Source organism: Selenomonas sp., from assembly GCF_057272215.1.
Genome location: NZ_DBHIUY010000005.1, coordinates 175,511 through 193,471 on the forward strand (window position 1 = coordinate 175,511; position 17,961 = coordinate 193,471).

Annotated in this window: 19 protein-coding genes and 3 tRNA genes; 19 read left to right on the forward strand and 3 right to left on the reverse strand. The window is 57.7% G+C overall.

From position 1 onward, the window contains the following. Nucleotides 1-10: 10 nt before the first annotated feature. Nucleotides 11-1,972, reverse strand: coding sequence for an HAD-IC family P-type ATPase (locus tag ACO5Z0_RS06325; RefSeq protein WP_485649610.1), 1,962 nt, complete (start codon nucleotides 1,970-1,972; stop codon nucleotides 11-13). Between the two features lie 267 nt (nucleotides 1,973-2,239). On the opposite strand from ACO5Z0_RS06325, the gene ispE reads away from it, so the two are divergent. The 15 genes from ispE to sdhB all read left to right on the forward strand — a co-directional run bounded on the left by ispE (nucleotide 2,240) and on the right by sdhB (nucleotide 15,014). Then, nucleotides 2,240-3,103 carry a 4-(cytidine 5'-diphospho)-2-C-methyl-D-erythritol kinase gene (ispE, locus tag ACO5Z0_RS06330; RefSeq protein ID WP_485649611.1) on the forward strand — a complete coding sequence of 288 codons (864 nt, stop codon included), beginning with the start codon at nucleotides 2,240-2,242 and terminating at the stop codon, nucleotides 3,101-3,103. Nucleotides 3,104-3,131: 28 nt separating this feature from the next. Further along, nucleotides 3,132-3,827: a GntR family transcriptional regulator gene (locus ACO5Z0_RS06335; protein WP_442672730.1), complete on the forward strand. Its 696-nt coding sequence runs from the start codon at nucleotides 3,132-3,134 to the stop codon at nucleotides 3,825-3,827. 78 nt (nucleotides 3,828-3,905) lie between these two features. Then, the gene (gene glmU, locus ACO5Z0_RS06340; protein ID WP_485649612.1) at nucleotides 3,906-5,276 is read left to right on the forward strand and encodes a bifunctional UDP-N-acetylglucosamine diphosphorylase/glucosamine-1-phosphate N-acetyltransferase GlmU; all 1,371 of its coding nucleotides are present in this window, start codon (nucleotides 3,906-3,908) and stop codon (nucleotides 5,274-5,276) included. 69 nt (nucleotides 5,277-5,345) lie between these two features. After that, a complete protein-coding gene (locus ACO5Z0_RS06345) occupies nucleotides 5,346-6,287 on the forward strand; it encodes a ribose-phosphate diphosphokinase (RefSeq protein WP_485649613.1) in 942 nt (313 codons plus the stop codon). 15 nt (nucleotides 6,288-6,302) lie between these two features. After that, entirely contained in the window at nucleotides 6,303-6,743 is a 441-nt protein-coding gene (locus ACO5Z0_RS06350; RefSeq protein ID WP_442676538.1) for an acyl-CoA thioesterase, read from the forward strand. Between the two features lie 57 nt (nucleotides 6,744-6,800). Further along, nucleotides 6,801-7,343, forward strand: coding sequence for a hypothetical protein (locus tag ACO5Z0_RS06355; protein ID WP_485649614.1), 543 nt, complete (start codon nucleotides 6,801-6,803; stop codon nucleotides 7,341-7,343). A gap of 12 nt (nucleotides 7,344-7,355) precedes the next feature. Continuing rightward, nucleotides 7,356-8,012, forward strand: coding sequence for a coenzyme F420-0:L-glutamate ligase (locus ACO5Z0_RS06360; RefSeq protein WP_485649615.1), 657 nt, complete (start codon nucleotides 7,356-7,358; stop codon nucleotides 8,010-8,012). A gap of 60 nt (nucleotides 8,013-8,072) precedes the next feature. Continuing rightward, nucleotides 8,073-8,819: a ribonuclease PH gene (gene rph, locus ACO5Z0_RS06365; RefSeq protein WP_442677022.1), complete on the forward strand. Its 747-nt coding sequence runs from the start codon at nucleotides 8,073-8,075 to the stop codon at nucleotides 8,817-8,819. After that, complete coding sequence (gene rdgB / locus ACO5Z0_RS06370) at nucleotides 8,816-9,406, forward strand: RdgB/HAM1 family non-canonical purine NTP pyrophosphatase (protein ID WP_442672723.1); 591 nt, start codon at nucleotides 8,816-8,818, stop codon at nucleotides 9,404-9,406. The genes rph and rdgB overlap by 4 nt, the downstream gene beginning before the upstream one ends. Next, nucleotides 9,403-9,888: a metallophosphoesterase gene (locus ACO5Z0_RS06375; protein ID WP_442672722.1), complete on the forward strand. Its 486-nt coding sequence runs from the start codon at nucleotides 9,403-9,405 to the stop codon at nucleotides 9,886-9,888. Before rdgB ends, ACO5Z0_RS06375 begins: the two co-directional genes overlap by 4 nt. A gap of 216 nt (nucleotides 9,889-10,104) precedes the next feature. Continuing rightward, nucleotides 10,105-10,947 carry a fumarate hydratase gene (locus tag ACO5Z0_RS06380; RefSeq protein ID WP_485649616.1) on the forward strand — a complete coding sequence of 281 codons (843 nt, stop codon included), beginning with the start codon at nucleotides 10,105-10,107 and terminating at the stop codon, nucleotides 10,945-10,947. 26 nt (nucleotides 10,948-10,973) lie between these two features. Further along, nucleotides 10,974-11,531, forward strand: a complete 558-nt coding sequence (locus ACO5Z0_RS06385; RefSeq protein ID WP_442672720.1) for a Fe-S-containing hydro-lyase — start codon at nucleotides 10,974-10,976, stop codon at nucleotides 11,529-11,531. Nucleotides 11,532-11,771: 240 nt separating this feature from the next. Beyond that, nucleotides 11,772-12,404 carry a succinate dehydrogenase/fumarate reductase transmembrane subunit gene (locus ACO5Z0_RS06390; RefSeq protein ID WP_442672719.1) on the forward strand — a complete coding sequence of 211 codons (633 nt, stop codon included), beginning with the start codon at nucleotides 11,772-11,774 and terminating at the stop codon, nucleotides 12,402-12,404. Between the two features lie 38 nt (nucleotides 12,405-12,442). Next, nucleotides 12,443-14,245, forward strand: coding sequence for a succinate dehydrogenase flavoprotein subunit (gene sdhA, locus ACO5Z0_RS06395; RefSeq protein WP_442672718.1), 1,803 nt, complete (start codon nucleotides 12,443-12,445; stop codon nucleotides 14,243-14,245). A 16-nt stretch (nucleotides 14,246-14,261) separates the two neighbouring features. Then, complete coding sequence (sdhB, locus tag ACO5Z0_RS06400) at nucleotides 14,262-15,014, forward strand: succinate dehydrogenase iron-sulfur subunit (protein ID WP_006191401.1); 753 nt, start codon at nucleotides 14,262-14,264, stop codon at nucleotides 15,012-15,014. 123 nt (nucleotides 15,015-15,137) lie between these two features. Here sdhB and ACO5Z0_RS06405 read toward each other — a convergent pair whose 3' ends face one another. Both ACO5Z0_RS06405 and ACO5Z0_RS06410 read right to left on the reverse strand, forming a co-directional pair. Beyond that, nucleotides 15,138-15,479 carry a type II toxin-antitoxin system HicB family antitoxin gene (locus ACO5Z0_RS06405; protein ID WP_442672717.1) on the reverse strand — a complete coding sequence of 114 codons (342 nt, stop codon included), beginning with the start codon at nucleotides 15,477-15,479 and terminating at the stop codon, nucleotides 15,138-15,140. Between the two features lie 12 nt (nucleotides 15,480-15,491). Then, nucleotides 15,492-15,749: a type II toxin-antitoxin system HicA family toxin gene (locus tag ACO5Z0_RS06410; RefSeq protein WP_009645604.1), complete on the reverse strand. Its 258-nt coding sequence runs from the start codon at nucleotides 15,747-15,749 to the stop codon at nucleotides 15,492-15,494. Nucleotides 15,750-15,984: 235 nt separating this feature from the next. Between ACO5Z0_RS06410 and ACO5Z0_RS06415 the strand changes: the two genes are divergently transcribed. The 4 genes from ACO5Z0_RS06415 to ACO5Z0_RS06430 all read left to right on the forward strand — a co-directional run bounded on the left by ACO5Z0_RS06415 (nucleotide 15,985) and on the right by ACO5Z0_RS06430 (nucleotide 17,944). Next, nucleotides 15,985-16,061: transfer RNA gene (locus ACO5Z0_RS06415), tRNA-Asp, on the forward strand. 6 nt (nucleotides 16,062-16,067) lie between these two features. Continuing rightward, a tRNA-Gly gene (locus tag ACO5Z0_RS06420) sits at nucleotides 16,068-16,142 on the forward strand. Nucleotides 16,143-16,145: 3 nt separating this feature from the next. Beyond that, nucleotides 16,146-16,220 (forward strand) — tRNA-Cys (locus ACO5Z0_RS06425). Nucleotides 16,221-16,324: 104 nt separating this feature from the next. After that, nucleotides 16,325-17,944: a peptide chain release factor 3 gene (locus ACO5Z0_RS06430; RefSeq protein ID WP_442676659.1), complete on the forward strand. Its 1,620-nt coding sequence runs from the start codon at nucleotides 16,325-16,327 to the stop codon at nucleotides 17,942-17,944. Nucleotides 17,945-17,961: the final 17 nt, after the last annotated feature.

The following is a 17,961-nucleotide window of genomic DNA, read 5'->3' on the forward strand; positions in this document are numbered from 1 at the left end:
GTGGATTTCTTCAGTAGTCAAGCGTATGCGGCGTAAATTTGAAGCTCCTGAGGTACGTTGGCGCGAGCGTAGATGCAATGATGCCGCCAAGCATGGAGAGAACGGCGAGGAGCGGTAAAAAGCGCAGATCGCCGAGGAAAAAGAGCGAGGCGTGCAGCAAGACGACGGCGAGGACGGCGGCGAGAAACGAGAGCGCGAGTGCGAGGCGCACCGTCGTGATCGTGCGCTTCGCGAGGTGGATGAGCTGGGGAATGTGTGAAGCGTCGTTCGAAGTGATGAGGATGTCGGGGTCGATTTCATCGTCGTTCATAGCGAGGATGACGTCGGCTCTTTCGGCGGCTTCTGCATCCTGCTTCTTGGCGGCGAGCAGGGCGACGGTATGCCCGTGCGTCTGCAGCATCTGCACCTCTTTTGCCTTATCGGCGGGGCAAAGATCAAAGCGATAGACGGTAAGACCGGCATCTTTTGCCACGCGTTTTGCCGCACTTCGGCAGTCGCCCGTTATCATGACAGTCTCTATGTTGAGAGCTTCGAGGAGGCGGATGGTTCGCGGCATGTCGGCGCGAAGTTCATCGGAGAATACGAGGATGCCTTTGGCGCTCTTGCCTGTGGCGAGATAGACGGCAGTCTTGCCGCGCGCGGCGAATTGGTCGCCCTGCACTGTGAGGGAGCTGCTGACTTCGACGCCTTCCTCTTCGAGCCATGCGCGTTTGCCGAGCCGCACGGGTCTGCCGTTGATCAGCGCCTCGACGCCCTTGCCCGGGATGCTGCTCGATGCTGATACGCGCATGAGGCGTGCGCCGCGGCTGACGGCGGAAGCGACGAGGACGCGTGCAAGCGGATGGGCGCTGCCGTTTTCTACGCTTGCAGCAAGTCCGAGAATTGTGCTGTCGGAGAGCCCTTCTCCGACGATGGTGGCGAGGAAGGGTCTGCCTTGCGTGATGCCGCCGCTTTTCGAGATTGCGATGGCGCTGACGTGCTTGAGCGTGTCAAAAGCGGCGGCGTTTTTTACGCGAATCTTCTGTGCGCGGCATTTTTTGAGCGCTTCGGGTACGGCGAACGGAGCGGCGAAGAAGAGCGCGGCGGGGCAGGCGAAGAAAAGGACGGCGAAGAAGAAGATCGTCGTGTGGATGGCGTCGAGTCCCATCGTTTGCCAGAGAACGGCGTCGGCGATGGCGAGGAGGAGACCGAAAGCGAAAAAGCGCAGAGCAGCGCTGTCCGTGATGGCTAAAAGCGGCGTTGGCTTCGGGAGATCGGGCGCTTCTTCAGACGAGCTCTGCTCGTTCGTTGGGAGAGGCTTTTCCTCTTCTTCGAGCGGCTCTTCGCCGCGCACGCGCCGTGCCTCTTGCTCTGCAAGGCGGCGCTCCTCGGCGCGCAGCGCTTCAAGCTTGCGGTAGCGTTCCTCGGATTCCTTGCGCCGCCGCTCTTCTTCCTCGCGCTTTTGGCGTTCAGCTTCGTGTTCAGCCAGCATCTCTTCAGCGCCCGGCGGCACGACGCCCGCATCGTCAAGCGCCGTCTCCCGCGCCTTGAGCCGCGCCTCAAGGTACTTGCCGCCGAGTGTGCAGGTCAGGAGTATGCCGAGCGGCGTGAAGAGCAGCTGATGAAACAGCATCTCGCCCGTCAGCGCCATCTGCACCGTGAGGAGCAGACTCGCCGCGATGGCGCTGACGGCGCTGATGGCGACGAGCGAGTCGGCAGACGGCGCCTTGAAGAGCATCTTGAAGCCGCGGCGCATGATGTCCTTGCAGGCGATCAGCATAAAGACAGCGAGCACGAACTCTACGCCTGCGAAAAGGAGCGGCTCTTCGTCGGGGGAGAGCGGTCCGAGGTCAACGCCGAATGTGACGGCGGCGAGCAGTCCGGGGGAGAAAGCGAATGCCAAAAGTGTCAAGGTCAAGACGATGAGAAACGAAGTGCGCAGTTTCTTCTTGGCAGAGGCGTTCTCATCCTGCACAGTCGAGTTTTCTTCCATACGAATTCCTTCTTTCGCCGAGGTGTAGTTTCCGTGGACGGATTCTTTTCTATACTTGATTCGCCCTTTTGTTGGTTAATTCCTACCAAAATTTTCTCTAAGACTTGCTGGAAAGAAGAAAAATTGATAGAATTTAAAGGCGGCGCATCTGTGTGAATACGGATGCCTGCATTTATTCGTGATTCCTTGCAACAGCATACTATACTAAATGAGGTAAGGCAAAACCACTTTCACAAGATATTTTATGGAAAGGATCGTGCATTTCATTTGCTGAAACTTTTGGCTCGGGCGAAGATTAACTTGACGCTCGATATTTTGGGAAAACGTCCGGACGGCTATCATGAAGTAGAGATGGTCATGCAGTCCGTCGCCTTGGCGGACGAGGTGCGGCTGGAAAAGACGGCGGCGGGCGTTTCCTTAGAGGTTGAGGGCGCGGCGCTCGCGGCGGACGAGAGCAATCTCGCGTGGCGTGCGGCGGCGCTCTTTTTGCGCCGTTTTTCGCTTGCGGGCGGCGCAGCGATTCATCTGAAGAAGAAGATTCCGATGGCGGCGGGACTTGCCGGCGGTTCTGCGGATGCAGCGGCTGTGCTCATCGGCATGAATACGCTTTTTGCACAAGGTTTAGACGAAGCGCAACTCGCCGCACTTGCCGCTGAGATCGGTTCCGATGTCCCTTTTTGCCTCAGGGGCGGCACGCAGCTTGCGACGGGGCGCGGTGAAGTGCTGCGTCGGCTCAAAGATTTGCCGCCGTTTTTCGTCGTACTCGCCAAGCCGCCCATCGATGTGTCAACCGCTTGGGCTTATGGACGCTACGATGTTCAAAAGGCGGTGCGGCATCCGCATACGGAGAGAATGCTTGCCGCCGTCTCTGCAGGAAATCGCTCTTTGGTATGTCAAGAGTTGTGCAATGTGCTTGAAAGTGTTACCATAGAGGAGCATCGCGAGATACGCGCCTTGAAGGACATCATGACGGCGGGCGGCGCTCTCGCCGCCATGATGTCCGGCTCGGGACCGACGGTCTTTGCACTGATGGAAAACGAGAAGGGCGCGCAAAGTTTGGCAAAAAAGCTGCGCGAAGAAACGGACGCTGAAGTCTTTTGTACAAAAACGCAGGGGGCGCATATACTTTGAAATGCGAAATTCGTGCGGGGGGAAACTGATGGGACAGAAAACGAAGCTCGCGCCGATTCGCCTCGACAGCTACCAGCCTTTGCGCGAAGTGGTCGCCGAGGCGCTGCGCAATGCGATCAAAGACGGTACGCTCTCTCCGGGGCAAAGGCTCATGGAGATCCAGCTTGCCGAAGAGCTTGGCGTCAGCCGTACGCCTGTGCGTGAGGCGATAAGAAAGCTCGAACTTGAGGGCTATGTCGTGATGATGCCGCGCCGCGGCACCTACGTCGCGAGCCTTTCGATTCGCGATGTCAACGATGTCTTTGAAATACGCACGACGCTCGACTCGCTCGCCTGCGGTCTTGCCGCAGAGCGTATCACGGAGAGTGAGCTTGAGAGCTTGCAGCGGCTTCTCGTCGCCATCGGCAGTCATATCGAGGAGGGAAATATGGAAAAGATCGTGGAAACGGATATGCGCTTTCACGACCTCCTCTATCAGGCGAGCCGCAATACGCGTCTCGTCGGCATCATCTCGAATTTGCGTGAGCAGCTCACGCGCTTTCGCTCTGCTTCTATGTCGTTTCCGGGCAGACTCAAGGAAACGCTTGAAGAACACAGAGAGATCGTCGATGCTATTGCGCAAGGCGACGTGCAGGGGGCAAAGCAGGCGGCGGAGGCTCACATGGAGCGGGCGGAACGCACACTTCTTCTGAGTATGGAAGCAGCGAAGCGCGAGGTTGATTGATCTGCTTGGATTTGGAAATTTTGGGAAATAACAAATGTATGATGTATACATGTTTTTTGAGCAATGGAGGCTGAACGAATGGCAGATTTGACAACGGTCATACTGGCGGCGGGCAAGGGGACGCGCATGAAATCGTCTTTGCCCAAGGTGCTGCATAAGGCGGGCGGCAAAGCGATGCTCGCGCATGTGCTTGATGCCGCGAAGGAAGCGGGGGCTGGACGCAATATCGTCGTCGTGGGTTTCGGCGGCGAGACGGTGGAAAAAGCGCTTGCGGGCGAGGCGGAATTCGTCAGGCAGACGGAGCAGCTTGGCACGGGACATGCCGTCTTGCAGGCAGAGCCGCTCTTGCGCGAAGAAAAAGGTACGGTGCTCGTCCTCTGCGGCGATACGCCGCTTTTGACGGGAAATCTTCTCAAAAAGCTCGCGAAAGAGCACGCAGCGTCCGGCGCCAAAGCGACCGTTTTGACTGCCGTAATGCCGGATGCAGCAGGATATGGCAGAATCATCCGTGCTGTGGACGGTACGGTGGAAAGAATCGTCGAGCACAAGGATGCGACGGAAGAGGAACGCGCCGTGCGCGAGATCAATTCCGGCATCTACTGCTTTGAAGCGCCCGCGCTCTTTGCCGCGCTGAAAAAAGTTGGAAACGACAATGCGCAGGGGGAGTACTACCTGCCCGATGTGCTTGAGATTCTTCGAAAGAAGGGGGAGAAAATCTTCGCTGTCGCCGCTGACGACTACGAGGAAACGCTGGGGGTCAATTCGCGCGCCCAGCTTGCATCGTCGGAAAAGATTCTGCGCCGCCGCAAGAATGAAGCGCTTATGGCGGCGGGCGTGACCCTTCTTGATCCCGATGCGACCTACGTCGACGCCGATGTCGTCGTAGGGCGTGACACCGTCATCTATCCCGGCACATGGCTTGAGGGTGCGACGGTCGTCGGCGAGGGCTGTGCGATCGGTCCGCAGGCGCGTTTTCAAAATGTGCGGGTTGGTGCGAACGTCACAGCGCATTTTTGCTATGCACACGAATGTGAAATTGCAGACGGTGCGACGCTTGGTCCCTACGTTCATATCCGTCCCGATACGAAGATCGCCGCGCACGTCAAGATCGGCAACTTCGTCGAAGTCAAGAACTCGTCCGTCGGCGAGGGTACGAAACTGCCGCACCTTTCTTATATCGGCGACGCGGATATCGGTGCGGGCGTCAACATGGGCTGCGGTACGATCACCGTCAATTACGACGGCAGAAAGAAGTTCCGCACGAAGGTCGGCGACGGCGCTTTCGTCGGCTGCAATTCGAACCTTGTCGCCCCTGTCCATATCGGTGACAATGCCTACATCGGCGCAGGTTCGACCGTCACGAAGGATGTTCCCGCAGGCGATCTTGCCATCGCACGCGCCCGCCAGAAAAATATTGCGGGCTGGGCGGACAAGCGCAGAGAACAGTAAGAACGTCGCACGCTGCGGCTGTTTTTTAAAGGAAGAAGCATCTTTTGCAAAAATGGAGGCTACCAGAAAATGACAAACCTTGATAACCTATGTATCATGACAGGCAATGCCAATCCGGAACTCGCGAAGAAAATCGCGGCGCATATCGGCGTGCCGCTTTGCGATGCATACGTTGGCCATTTCAACAACGGGGAAACGCAGGTGATGATCAGCGAAAGCATTCGCGGCAAGGATATTTTCATCATCCAGCCGACCTCGCAGCCGGTCAATGACAACCTCATGGAGCTCCTCATCATGACGGACGCCTGCAAAAGAGCTTCCGCACACAGCATCACCGCCGTTGTGCCGTACTATGCTTATGCGCGTCAAGACCGCAAGACGCGCGGACGCGAGCCGATCTCGGCGAAGCTCGTCGCGAATCTCATGGAGACGGCAGGCGTATCTCGCGTCGTGACGGTCGATCTTCATGCCGGGCAGATTCAGGGCTTCTTTGATATCCCTGTCGATCATCTCGGCGCAGCGCCTGTCCTTGCGTTGTATTTTCAGGAGCGCGCACTCGAAAACATCGTTGTCGTATCCCCGGACCTCGGCGGGGTCACGCGCACACGCAAGCTCGCTGATCGTCTGCACGCGCCCATCGCAATCATCGAGAAGCGCCGCCCGCAGCCCGGTGTGGCGGAGGTCATGAACCTCATCGGCGATGTCAAGGGTAAGACCGCAATACTCATTGACGACATTGTCGATACGGCAGGCTCTCTGTGCGAGGGCGCCAAAGCTCTCGAAAACCTTGGCGCGAAGGAAGTCTACGCCGCCTGCTCCCATGCGATTCTGACGGATCCTGCAATCGAACGCATCAATGCTTCGGCGCTTAAACAGCTGATCGTCACGGATACGATTCCCCTGGGCGATAAGACGTCGGATAAGATCGTCGTGCTCACGCTGGCAGACGCCATCGGCGACGTGCTCATCAGCATACAGGAGCATCGCTCGGTCAGCCATCTGTTTCGCTGAGATGGAGAGGGCGTCATGGAAGTAAAGGCATATCATCGCGTGAATTTTTACGATACCGATGCTATGGGCGTCGTGCATCATGCGAATTATATCCGCTGGTTTGAGATCGGCAGGGTTGAGTTCCTGCGTACGCTCGGCATCACCCTGGGCGATTTGATGGACGCCGGCTACGTTTTTCCGCTGACCGACGTCAGCGCGAAATTCGTAGCATCCGCGCATTTTGACGATGAACTCGTCGTCGTTACACGTCCGACAGCGTTGACGAAAGTCAAGATGGCGTTCGATTACGAGGTGCGGCGGGCGACGGATGATCGCTTGCTCGTTCGCGGACACACGCAGAATGTTTTTACGAGCAGGGAAACGGGGAATATCGCGAAATTGCCTGCGAAATTCTACGAAAAACTCCAGCTTGCGTTGGCAGGGGAAGATGCACCGAAGGACGCGAAAAATCTTTGAGGAAGCGCTTCATTTTATCAGCGTTTCCTCAAAGAGGGCTTTGGGAGGTTTTGGGATTTGTATATTGCAGTAGGTATTGTTCTTGCCGTGGTACTTTTTTTCATCATCGCGGTGAAGCTCTTCTTTGCCCGCGAGGGTTCGGAGGAGATTGTCGTGAAGCTCACGGAGCGCACGCCCCTTGCGGTCACGGCGCAAGATGACGTGAGTGTGACGCTCGTCACGAAACTTGAGTTCGCCAATGTCGGCAAGCAGATTGGCACAATCATGGACGCTTTTGTGCGTCCGCTTCTTCCGTATGAGCAATACGACGGCATCGAGGTGCGCGGCAGAGCCGAGAGAGAGGGCGCGCCGCGTGAGGACGATTACTTCGAGGCGGTGCTCATTGAGGAGGGCGAGAGCATCTTCGTCAAGGCGTATTTGACGCTTACCGCACGAAAAGGCATGAGCCTTGAAGAGGCGGTTTCGCACATGGTTGATTTTTCAGCGGAGCTTATTTACCAAGAAACGGGCAGGACTCCTTGGAGATATTCGAAGGCGACGATTCCCGTGCGGGCGCAGGAAGTCGCAGCGCTTGTCAGCGTGACTTTGGCAGACGATTGAGGAGGGGCGAATATGAAAGAGAAAGTAGAGATTCTGCCCGTTCCCACGCGCATTTTGACGGACAGGGATGACATCGTCGACTGCGCGGAGAAGTATACGCGCGGCAAGATCGGCAAGGATGACGTGATTTCCGTGGCGGAAAGCGTCGTCGCCATCACGCAGGGGCGCATCGTGCGTCCGGAGGATCTGAAGATCTCACGTGCCGCGCAGTTCTGCTGCCGTTTCATCCCGGATGTCGGCAGTCTTGCCAGTCCGCATGGTATGCAGTCCTTGATGGACGTCGAGGGAAAGTGGCGCGTCGTCGCCGCGCTCTTCGCGGGATCTTTGGGCAAGCTTGTGGGAAAGAGCGGGCTTTTTTACAAGTGGGGCGGCGAGCAGACGGCGCTTATCGACGATGTGACAGGTACGATGCCGCCTTTTGACAAGCATATCGTCTACGGACCGCGCGATCCTGAGGACGTCGTCGCGCGTCTCAAAGAGAGGCTCGGCTGCTTCGGCGCCGTCATCGCCGACGTCAACGACCTCAAGCGTTCGCGCATCGTCGGTGTGACGGACGGCACGAGAGGGGAACTTGTCGCGAAGCTTCTCATCGACAATCCATTCGGCAATGCGTCGCAAAAAACGCCGATCTGTATTATAAAAAACTTCCGGCAGTATCAGGATGGCTGAGATGGGGCAGGGCTTGACGCCCTGCCTTTTTACGAATAAGGAAGGAGAGAATTATGCGTCATGCAGAGAATACGCGGACGTGCCGCTGACGCACTGCGCCCCTTGAAGATTACGCGCGGTTTCCAGAAGGGACCGGCAGGTTCGGTGCTCATCGAGATGGGACGCACGCGCGTGATATGTGCGGCGTCCGTCGAGGACCGCGTGCCGCACTTTTTGCGCGGTACGGGTACGGGCTGGATCAAGGCGGAGTATGCGCTCTTGCCGAGCGCGACTTCGACGCGCACGCCGCGCGAGGCGTGTCAAGGCCGCCAGTCGGGGCGCACGCAGGAGATTCAGCGTCTCATCGGGCGTTCGCTGCGCTCCGTCGTCGATCTCGCTGCGCTCGGTGAGCGCACGATCGCCTTGGACTGCGACGTCATTGAGGCGGACGGCGGTACGCGCACGGCAGCGATCACGGGCGCTTTCGTCGCGCTCGTCGAAGCGTGCGCGAGTTTTTATGAGAAGGGTAAGACGTTTCCCGTCAAGGATTTCCTCGCGGCGGTCAGCGTCGGCATCGCGAAGGACGGTGCGCCGATTCTCGATCTTTGCTACGAGGAAGATAGCGCGGCGCTCGTCGATATGAACGTCGTGATGACGGGAGCCTATGATTTTGTCGAGGTGCAGGGCACGGGCGAGGGACGTTCCTTCTCACGCAGGGAGTTGGCGGATCTCCTCGCGCTGGCGGAAAAGGGCATTGACGAATTGATTGCAAGGGAGAAAGACGCGCTCGGCGGCGAGCTTGTCTGGAAAGTGGGGCGAATCGGATGAAGAAAATCGTAGTCGCTACGAAGAACGAGGGTAAGGTGAGGGAAATCCTTGCGGCTTTTCAAAAGCTTCCTGTGGAGCTTTTGACGCTCAAGGATTTCGGAGAGCTTCCCGATGCGGTTGAGGACGCTTCGACCTTCGAGGGGAATGCGCGAATCAAGGCGCGTTTTTATGCGCAAGAGACGGGGTGTGCGTGCCTCGCTGACGACTCGGGGCTTGAGGTCGAAGTTTTGGGAGGCGCCCCGGGCGTTCACTCGGCGCGTTACTCGGGGCGGCATGATGATGCGGCGAACAACGAAAAGCTCGTGTCGGAACTTCAAAAGAAGGGCGCTGTCGAATCCGCGGCTGCTTTTCGCTGTGCGCTCGTCCTCTATGATGCGGACGGCACGGAGCTTATATCGGAGGGAACATGCGTCGGGCGCGTGCGGCAAAGCCCTCGCGGTACGGGCGGCTTCGGCTACGACCCGTATTTCTACCTCGCGAGCGGCAAGTCGTTGGCGGAGCTGACGGTTTCCGAGAAGCAGGCGGTCAGTCATCGCGGTGCGGCGCTTCGCCTCATGGCAGCGCAGCTCAAGGAGAAACTGGTATGAAGATCGGCGTCATGAGCGACAGTCACGGCGATCGGCGTGCCATTGACCGTGCCGTAGAGCGTGCGGGCAAGGTTGACCTGTGGCTCCATGCGGGCGACTGTGCGCCCGATGCAGCGTACCTCGCACTCGTTTCGGCGGCTCGTGTGGAAAATGTCGCGGGCAATACGGATTGGCCGGATGGCAAAACGCCCGACGAGATCATTGTCGAGGCGGCGGGACATCGGATCTTTCTCACACACGGTCATATCTACGGCGTGCGCTCCACCTTGGAGATGCTCGTCGAAGCGGCAAAGGCGGGCGGCGCAGATATTGCCGTTTACGGGCATACACATGTGGCGCAGGACGTCTCAGGCGAGGTTTACGTTCTCAATCCCGGCAGTGTGGCGCGTCCGCGTGATGAGGCACGGCCGTCCTTCATGCTTGTCGAGCTTGAGGCGGGGAAGCCGCCGCAGGTTGAACTTATCCGCATGGGAAGAGCTTGACGACAGGAAGGCTTGCCGTCAAGCGAACGGCAGGAACATCGGGGGAGAAATACGGTCGCTTTTTCTCCTGTTTTCGGTGTGCAAAAAAAGCGAACAGGATTCATCTTTTTCCCGCAGAAACTCAAGAAACTCAAGGGTTTCGGTGTTGAATGTGCGATGAAAATATGATATGATGGAGCTATGTGAGTATTATAATTTCTTATGGGAGGGTTTATCTTGCGTACAATCGAAGCGAAACAGATTACGGAAGCCGTTGCCGAGATGTGCAAAGAAGCTGCCTACTATCTGCCGGACGATGTCTATGAGGCTTTGAAACGCGGGCGCGATGCAGAGGAGTCGCCGGTCGGACGCGACGTGCTCGACCAGATCATTCGCAATGCGGAGATCGCTAAAGCCGAGGATCGCCCCATCTGTCAGGACACCGGCATGACGATCGTATTTCTTGAGATCGGTCAGGATCTGCACATCGCAGGCGGCGATCTCGAAGAGGCGGTCAATGTCGGTGTCGCCAAGGGTTACACGGAAGGGTATCTGAGGAAGTCCGTCGTCGCCGAGCCGCTTTTCAACCGCAAGAATACGCAGAACAACACGCCTGCCGTCATCTATACGAGCATCGTGCCGGGCGACAAGCTCAAGATCACGGTCGGACCCAAGGGCTTCGGCAGTGAGAACAAGTCGGGCGTCAAGATGCTCGTTCCTGCGGACGGCGTCGAAGGCGTCAAGAAAGCCGTGCTCGACATCATCCTGCACGCAAGCTGCAACCCCTGTCCGCCGATGGTCGTCGGCGTCGGCATCGGCGGCACGATGGACCGCGCCGCCTACTATTCGAAGAAAGCTCTTGTTCGCTCCATCAACGAGCGCAATCCTATGCCCGAGTACGCGAAGCTCGAAGGCGAACTGCTTGAAATGATCAACAAGACGGGCATCGGTCCTCAGCTCGGCGGCTCCGTATCGGCTCTCGCCGTCAACGTCGAATGGGGTCCGACACACATTGCGGGACTGCCCGTCGCCGTCACGATCTGCTGTCATGCGATGCGCCACAAGGATCGCGTCCTTTAATTGCTCGGGATGGGAGGATAAGAAAAATGGCTGAAAAGATTCGTATTGAAACACCGTTCACGGTGGAGCAGTCCAAGAAACTCAAGGCGGGCGACAGCGTGCTCATCACGGGCACGATCATCAGCGCGCGCGACGCAGCGCACAAGGTCATGTGCGAGGCTCTGGCGCGCGGCGAAAAGCTCCCTGTGGACTGGAAAAATGAGATCGTCTACTACCTTGGACCTACACCGGCAAAGCCGGGCGATCCGATCGGCTCGTGCGGGCCGACGACTTCCGGCCGCATGGACGCCTACACGCCGACGATGCTTGAGCAGGGCATCACGGGCATGATTGGCAAGGGATCGCGCGATCCGAAGGTCATCGAGTCGATGAAGAAGAACGGCGTGACGTACTTCGTTGCTGTCGGCGGCGCGGCGGCTCTGATTGCCAAGTCGGTCAAGAAGTACGAAGTGCTCGCCTATCCGGAACTCGGTCCGGAGGCTGTGGCGCGTCTGACCGTCGTCGATTTCCCGGCGATCGTCGGCATCGACTGCGAGGGAAATAACTTCTACGAGATCGGCCAGGCGCCGTATCGTAAGTTATAGGAAGCGCTGATAAAATGAAGCCCGTCAGCTTGGTGCGGATTTTTCGTCTTATCAAGCAGGCAAACCGGACGCAGAGCGGTGCTCTGTGGAGGATTTGCCGACGCGGAGAGGGCGGAAAAAACGCGCCAAGATGACGAGGCTGAATTTATCGGCGATTCCTGTAGGAAGTGCCGCACCTCGGCGCTTTCAGTATATGCCCCCGTTTGAGGCGGGGCGCAAAGAATTTATAGGAGGTATAGAATGATTAACACAACTTTTTACGCCCGCCGCCTGCATTCTCTGGTCGGTCTGCTGGCACTCGGAGGATTCCTCATGGAGCACATCCTCACCAATGCTTCGGCTCTGGGCGGCGCCGAAGCTCTGAACGGCAAGCTCGCCATGATGGAGCTGATCCCGAAGCCGATCTTTCTCGGACTTGAAATCGGCGCCGTCGCCATCCCGTTCCTCTTCCATGCGATCTACGGCATCTACATCTGCATGCAGGCGAAGAACAACCCGACGAAGTACGGCTACCTCAACAACTGGAACTTCGCTTTCCAGCGCTGGACGGCATGGTTCCTGCTCGTGTTCCTCGTATGGCACGTCGGCTACCTGCGCTGTTATGTCAAAGGTGTCCTCGGCACGCCGATCACCTACGAGCTGATCCAGAGCTACATCACGAGCAGCCCAATCGTCTTCGTTCTCTACCTCATCGGTATGCTCGCGGCGATCTTCCATTTCACGAACGGCATTACGACCTTCCTCATGACGTGGGGCGTCGTCAAGGGACCTCGTGCGCAGAAGATGACGGGTCTTTTCTCCATGATGCTCTGCGTGGCTCTGAGCCTCGTGACGATTGCGTTCATGGTGAGCTACTTCGTTCCCATGCATTGATCGATTGTTTGTGAAGTATAGATAAGGAGAGAACCTACATGGCTGAAAAGAAAAAAATCATTATTGTAGGCGGCGGTCTCTCGGGTCTCATGGCGGCCATCAAGGTCTGTGAGCTCGGCGGCGAAGTCGACCTGTTTTCCTACTGCCCCGTGAAGCGCTCCCATTCGCTGTGTGCGCAGGGCGGCATCAACGCCTGCATGGATTCGAAGGGCGAGCATGACAGCGTATACGAGCATTTCGATGATACGGTCTACGGCGGCGACTTCCTCGCCGATCAGGTCGCTGTCAAGGGCATGGTCGAGGCGGCGCCGAAACTCATCAAGATGTTCGACCGCATGGGCGTCCCCTTCACGCGCACGCCCGAAGGCAACCTTGACCTCCGCAATTTCGGCGGTCAGAAAAACAAGCGCACCTGTTTCGCCGGCTCGACGACGGGGCAGCAGCTCCTCTATGCGCTCGATGAGCAGGTTCGTCGCTGGGAAGTCAAAGGCGGCGTCAAGAAGTATGAGTTCTGGGAATTCATCCGCATCATTAAAAATAAGGACGGCATCTGCCGCGGCATCGTCGCGCAGAACATGAACTCGATGGAGATCAAGTCGTTCCCCGCCGATGTCGTCATCCTCGCGACGGGCGGCCCCGGTCAGGTGTTCGGCCGCTGCACGGCTTCGACGATCTGCAACGGCTCGGCTGTTTCCGCTGTCTACCAGCAGGGCGCGCACATCGGCAACCCCGAGTTCATCCAGATTCATCCGACGGCGATTCCGGGTTCCGACAAGAACCGCCTGATGAGCGAGGCGTGCCGCGGCGAAGGCGGACGCGTCTGGGTCTATCGCGACGGCAAGCCGTGGTACTTCCTTGAGGACATGTATCCGGCATACGGCAATCTCGTGCCGCGTGACGTTGCATCGCGCGCTATTTTCAAGGTCTGCGTACACATGGGTCTCGGCATCAACGGCGAGAACCGCGTTTACCTCGACCTCTCGCATATCGATCCGCACTACTTGGAGCGCAAGCTCGGCGGTATCCTCGAAATCTACATGGACTTCGTCGGCAAAGATCCGCGCAAGGTGCCGATGGAGATCTTCCCGTCCGTCCACTATTCGATGGGCGGCATCTGGGTCGACCGCCTGCATCACACGAACATCAAGGGCCTCATGGCATCGGGCGAGTGCGACTACCAGTACCACGGCGCGAACCGCCTCGGCGCGAACTCGCTCCTTTCCGCCGCTTACTCCGGCACGGTCTCCGGTCCCGAAGCCATGCGCATGGCGAAGGCCGGCGAGCTTGGCGACGCCCTCACGCAGGCAGAGCTTGACAAGGCGCGTCAGGAAGTCGTCGACCAGTTCGAAGGCATCCTCAAGATGGACGGACCTGAGAACGCGCACAAACTCCACCACGAGCTTGGCGATCTCATGTACAAGTATGTTTCCATTGAGCGCGACAACAACGGTCTCGACCAGTGCCTCGTAGAACTCAAGGAAATCCTCAAGCGTTGGGACAACATCGGCTTGACGGATCGCGGGCATTGGGCGAACCAGGAAGCCATGTTCGTGCGCCAGCTGCGCAATATGATCCTCTACGCGATGTGCATCACGAAGGCGGCTCGCTGCCGCGACGAGAGCCGCGGCGCTCATGCTAAGATCGCCCTCGACGCGAACGGCAAGCGCATGATGGACGGCGACGAGCTCGTATTCATGCCGCGTGATGACAAGAACTTCATGCGCATCTCCATCGTCGACTACGACCCGAAGACGGAAGAGCCGATCGTCAGCTACGACGAGTTCGATCATTCGCTCATCAAGCCGCGTGCGCGTAACTACGCCGTAGCGAAGAAAGAGTAAGAGGAGGAGATAGCAAATGGCAGAACAGAAGAAAGTAAGATTCATCATAGAGCGTCAGGATGGCCCTGACGCCAGCCCCTACAAGCAGGAATTCGATGTCGACTATCGTCCCGGCCTCAACGTCGTCGCGGCTCTGATGGAGATCCAGAAGAACCCTGTGACGGTCGACGGCAAGACGGTCGCTCCCGTCAACTGGGAGTGCAACTGCTTGGAGAAGGTCTGCGGCGCCTGCATGATGGTTATCAACGGCAAGGCGCGTCAGGCCTGCTGCTCGCTCATCGACGAACTTGAGCAGCCGATCACGCTCGCGCCGGCGCGCACGTTCCCCGTCATCCGCGACCTCCTCATCGATCGTTCCGTCATGTTCGAGAGCCTGAAGCGCATTCATGGCTGGATCGAGATCGACGGTTCGTGGGACAACCCCGACGCCCCGCTGCAGAACCCTTACACGGCGGAGACGACGTATGAGATCTCGCACTGCATGACGTGCGGCTGCTGCCTTGAGGCGTGCCCGAACGTTGGCCCGCAGTCCGACTTCATCGGTCCTTCGCCGACCGTGCAGACGCTGCTCTTCAACCTTCATCCGATGGGCAAGTTCGACGAGCCGAAGCGCCTCGAAGCCCTCATGGGCAAGGGCGGCATCACGAGCTGCGGCAACAGCCAGAACTGTGAGAAGGCTTGCCCGAAGGAGATCAAGCTCACGAAGCACCTCGCGCAGCTCAACCGCGACGTCAACAAGCAGGCGCTGCGGAATATTTTCAACAACTAAAGAGGGGAACGACGGCGAATCTTTCGCCATCGTCCCAAGATAAAAGGAGCGCACTTCCCGATTTCCGGGGAGCGCGCTCTTGTCTTATGAAAGCATCATGGTTTTTCCCTAGAGAGAAACAGCTCATGCCTGCGGCACTGTCGTTGCCTGCGTCAAGACATCCTTGATGAATTGGTTCAAAGACACATCGTGCCTCGTCGCTTCCAGTGCCAGCTTTCGATGAAGATCGCTCGGGATGCGGATGTTGAAATTGCCTTTGAATTCCTTATCGGGATTCTTTTGAATTTTTTTGCAGATATCCAAATAATTGTCAATGCAATGATGGAAAGCATCTTTCAGTTCAGCGACGCTCGCGCCATGAAAGTTCAGTGAGTCGTTGATGCCGAACACTTCGCCGATGAAGAGCGCGTCTTGTGCATCGAACGAGATTTTCGCATGGTAGCCTTTGTACTCCAACAGATTCATGATGAATCCTCCTTAAATTTCCTCGATGTCTTTCAAGAACGCAAGGACTTTCTTGATTTGATACCGATAAAGTTCCTTTCTGGGATGCGGGCCGTCAAACTGCAGGATGCGCTTGCTTGCCGTATGAAAATAACCGATGCCGGAGCCTCTTCCGCCTTGGAATTTTTCACAGCCGCATTTCTTCATCAGGGCGTCGAGCTCACGCACCGTGAAATTCGCGGGTGCGGGTTTCCTGCAGATCTTTTCAAGCAGTATATCTTTTGTAGGCATGGTTTCACCTCAAGGAGATTATAGCAGAATGGAGTGCTGTATGCAACTATGATTCAGTTGCTTTTGCTCGGTCACTTCTGAGAGGCTATGCGGGTTTGCATCGAGCAATTAGCTAAAACGCGAACGCAGGCACTTACGGGAAGCGAAAGGCTGAAATATTTCTTTCAGATTCCTTGACAAGCCGTCGAACGCTCTGTATAATACTATTTGTTGCCGCTCATAAGGCAGCGATGTCGGCCCGGTAGTTTAGTTGGTTAGAATGCCGCCCTGTCACGGCGGAGGTCAGGGGTTCAAGTCCCCTTCGGGTCGCCACTTCATGCGGAAGTAGCTCAGTGGTAGAGCACCACCTTGCCAAGGTGGGGGTCGCGAGTTCGAGCCTCGTTTTCCGCTCCATACGGCGACATAGCCAAGCGGTAAGGCAGGGGTCTGCAAAACCCTCATTCCCCAGTTCGATTCTGGGTGTCGCCTCCAAAACGATAGGTGAAGGAAGCACAGATTTTCGGTGATTCCTTAGGACTGCTGCAGAGATTCTGCGGCAGTCTTTTTTCAAATATAACGGTGTGGGAGGATGTATTTTGTCGCAGGAAGAATTGAAGAAGGAAATAGAGAAGAGGCGCACGTTCGCCATCATTTCGCATCCGGATGCGGGAAAGACGACGCTGACGGAGAAGCTCTTGCTCTACGGCGGAGCGATTCACCTCGCAGGCTCGATCAAGTCGCGCAAGACGCAGCGCCATGCCGTGTCCGATTGGATGGAGATCGAGAAGCAGCGCGGCATCTCCGTCACGTCGAGCGTGCTGCAGTTCGACTACGAGGGCTGCCGCATCAACATCCTCGATACGCCCGGACATCAGGATTTCAGTGAGGATACGTACCGCACGCTGATGGCGGTAGACAGCGCCGTCATGATTCTCGATGTGGCGAAGGGCGTCGAGGCGCAGACGAAGAAGCTCTTCAAGGTCTGCCGCGAGCGCCATATTCCGATCTTCACCTTCGTCAACAAGCTCGACCGCTTCGGCAAGGCGCCGCTCGACCTCATGGCGGAGCTGGAAGATGTGCTGGGCATTCGCTCTTATCCGATGAATTGGCCCGTCGGCACGGACGGCAATTACAAGGGCGTCTACGACCGCGCGAAGCGTGAGGTCGAGCTTTTTGCCGCCGACGCTAGCCACGGGCAGACGGAGCGCGTCTCCGTCTGCGGCTCGATCGATGACGAGGCTTTCATGGCACAGTTGACGGACGAGGAGCGCCGGACGCTCGCCGACGATATCGAGCTTCTCGATGCGGCGGGCGAGGACTTCGACCGCGGGAAGGTCGATCGCGGCGAATTGACGCCGACGTTCTTCGGGTCTGCCATGACGAATTTCGGCGTCAAGAATTTTCTGGAGGAGTATCTGCGCCTCGCGCCCGCGCCTGCGCCGCGCATTTCGTCCGACGGCGTCATCGAGCCGACGGACGAGCGCTTCTCGGCTTTCGTGTTCAAGATCCAGGCGAACATGAATCCCGCGCATCGCGACCGTCTCGCCTTCATCCGCATCGTATCGGGCGCGTTCGAGCGCAACATGAGCGTCTGGCACGAAAAGAGCGGCAAGCTCATCAAGCTCGCGCAGCCGCAGCAGTTTCTCGCGCAGGATCGGCAGATCATCGACGAGGCGTTTCCGGGCGACATCGTGGGGCTTTTCGATCCCGGCATCTTCTCGATCGGCGATACGCTGACGGACGCCTCGCACAAGTTCAAGTACGAGGATTTCCCCGTGTTTCCGCCCGAGAAGTTTGCGCGCGTCTCGGCGAAAGACACGATGAAGCGCAAACAGTTCGTCAAGGGCGTCGAGCAGCTCACGCAGGAGGGGGCGATCCAGCTCTTTGTGCAGGAGGGCGCGGGCGCGGACGCCTACATCGTCGGCACGGTCGGCACGCTGCAGTTCGAGGTGCTCGAATACCGCCTGAAGAACGAGTACAATGTTGATATCGTCTTGCAGATGCAGCCATACGAGGTCGCGCGTTGGATGACATTTGCCGATGGGCGCGAGATCACGCCTGCATCCTTGCGCGGCGCAGACCGCGGCATGTTTGTGCGCGACCGTCGGGGCAATCCCGTGCTGCTCGTGAGCAACGAATGGGCGCTCGGCTGGATCACGGACAACAATCCCGATCTGCTGCTTCACGCCGTACCTGCCGATCAAAACGAAGCGTAGGCGCTGCCATGACGAAG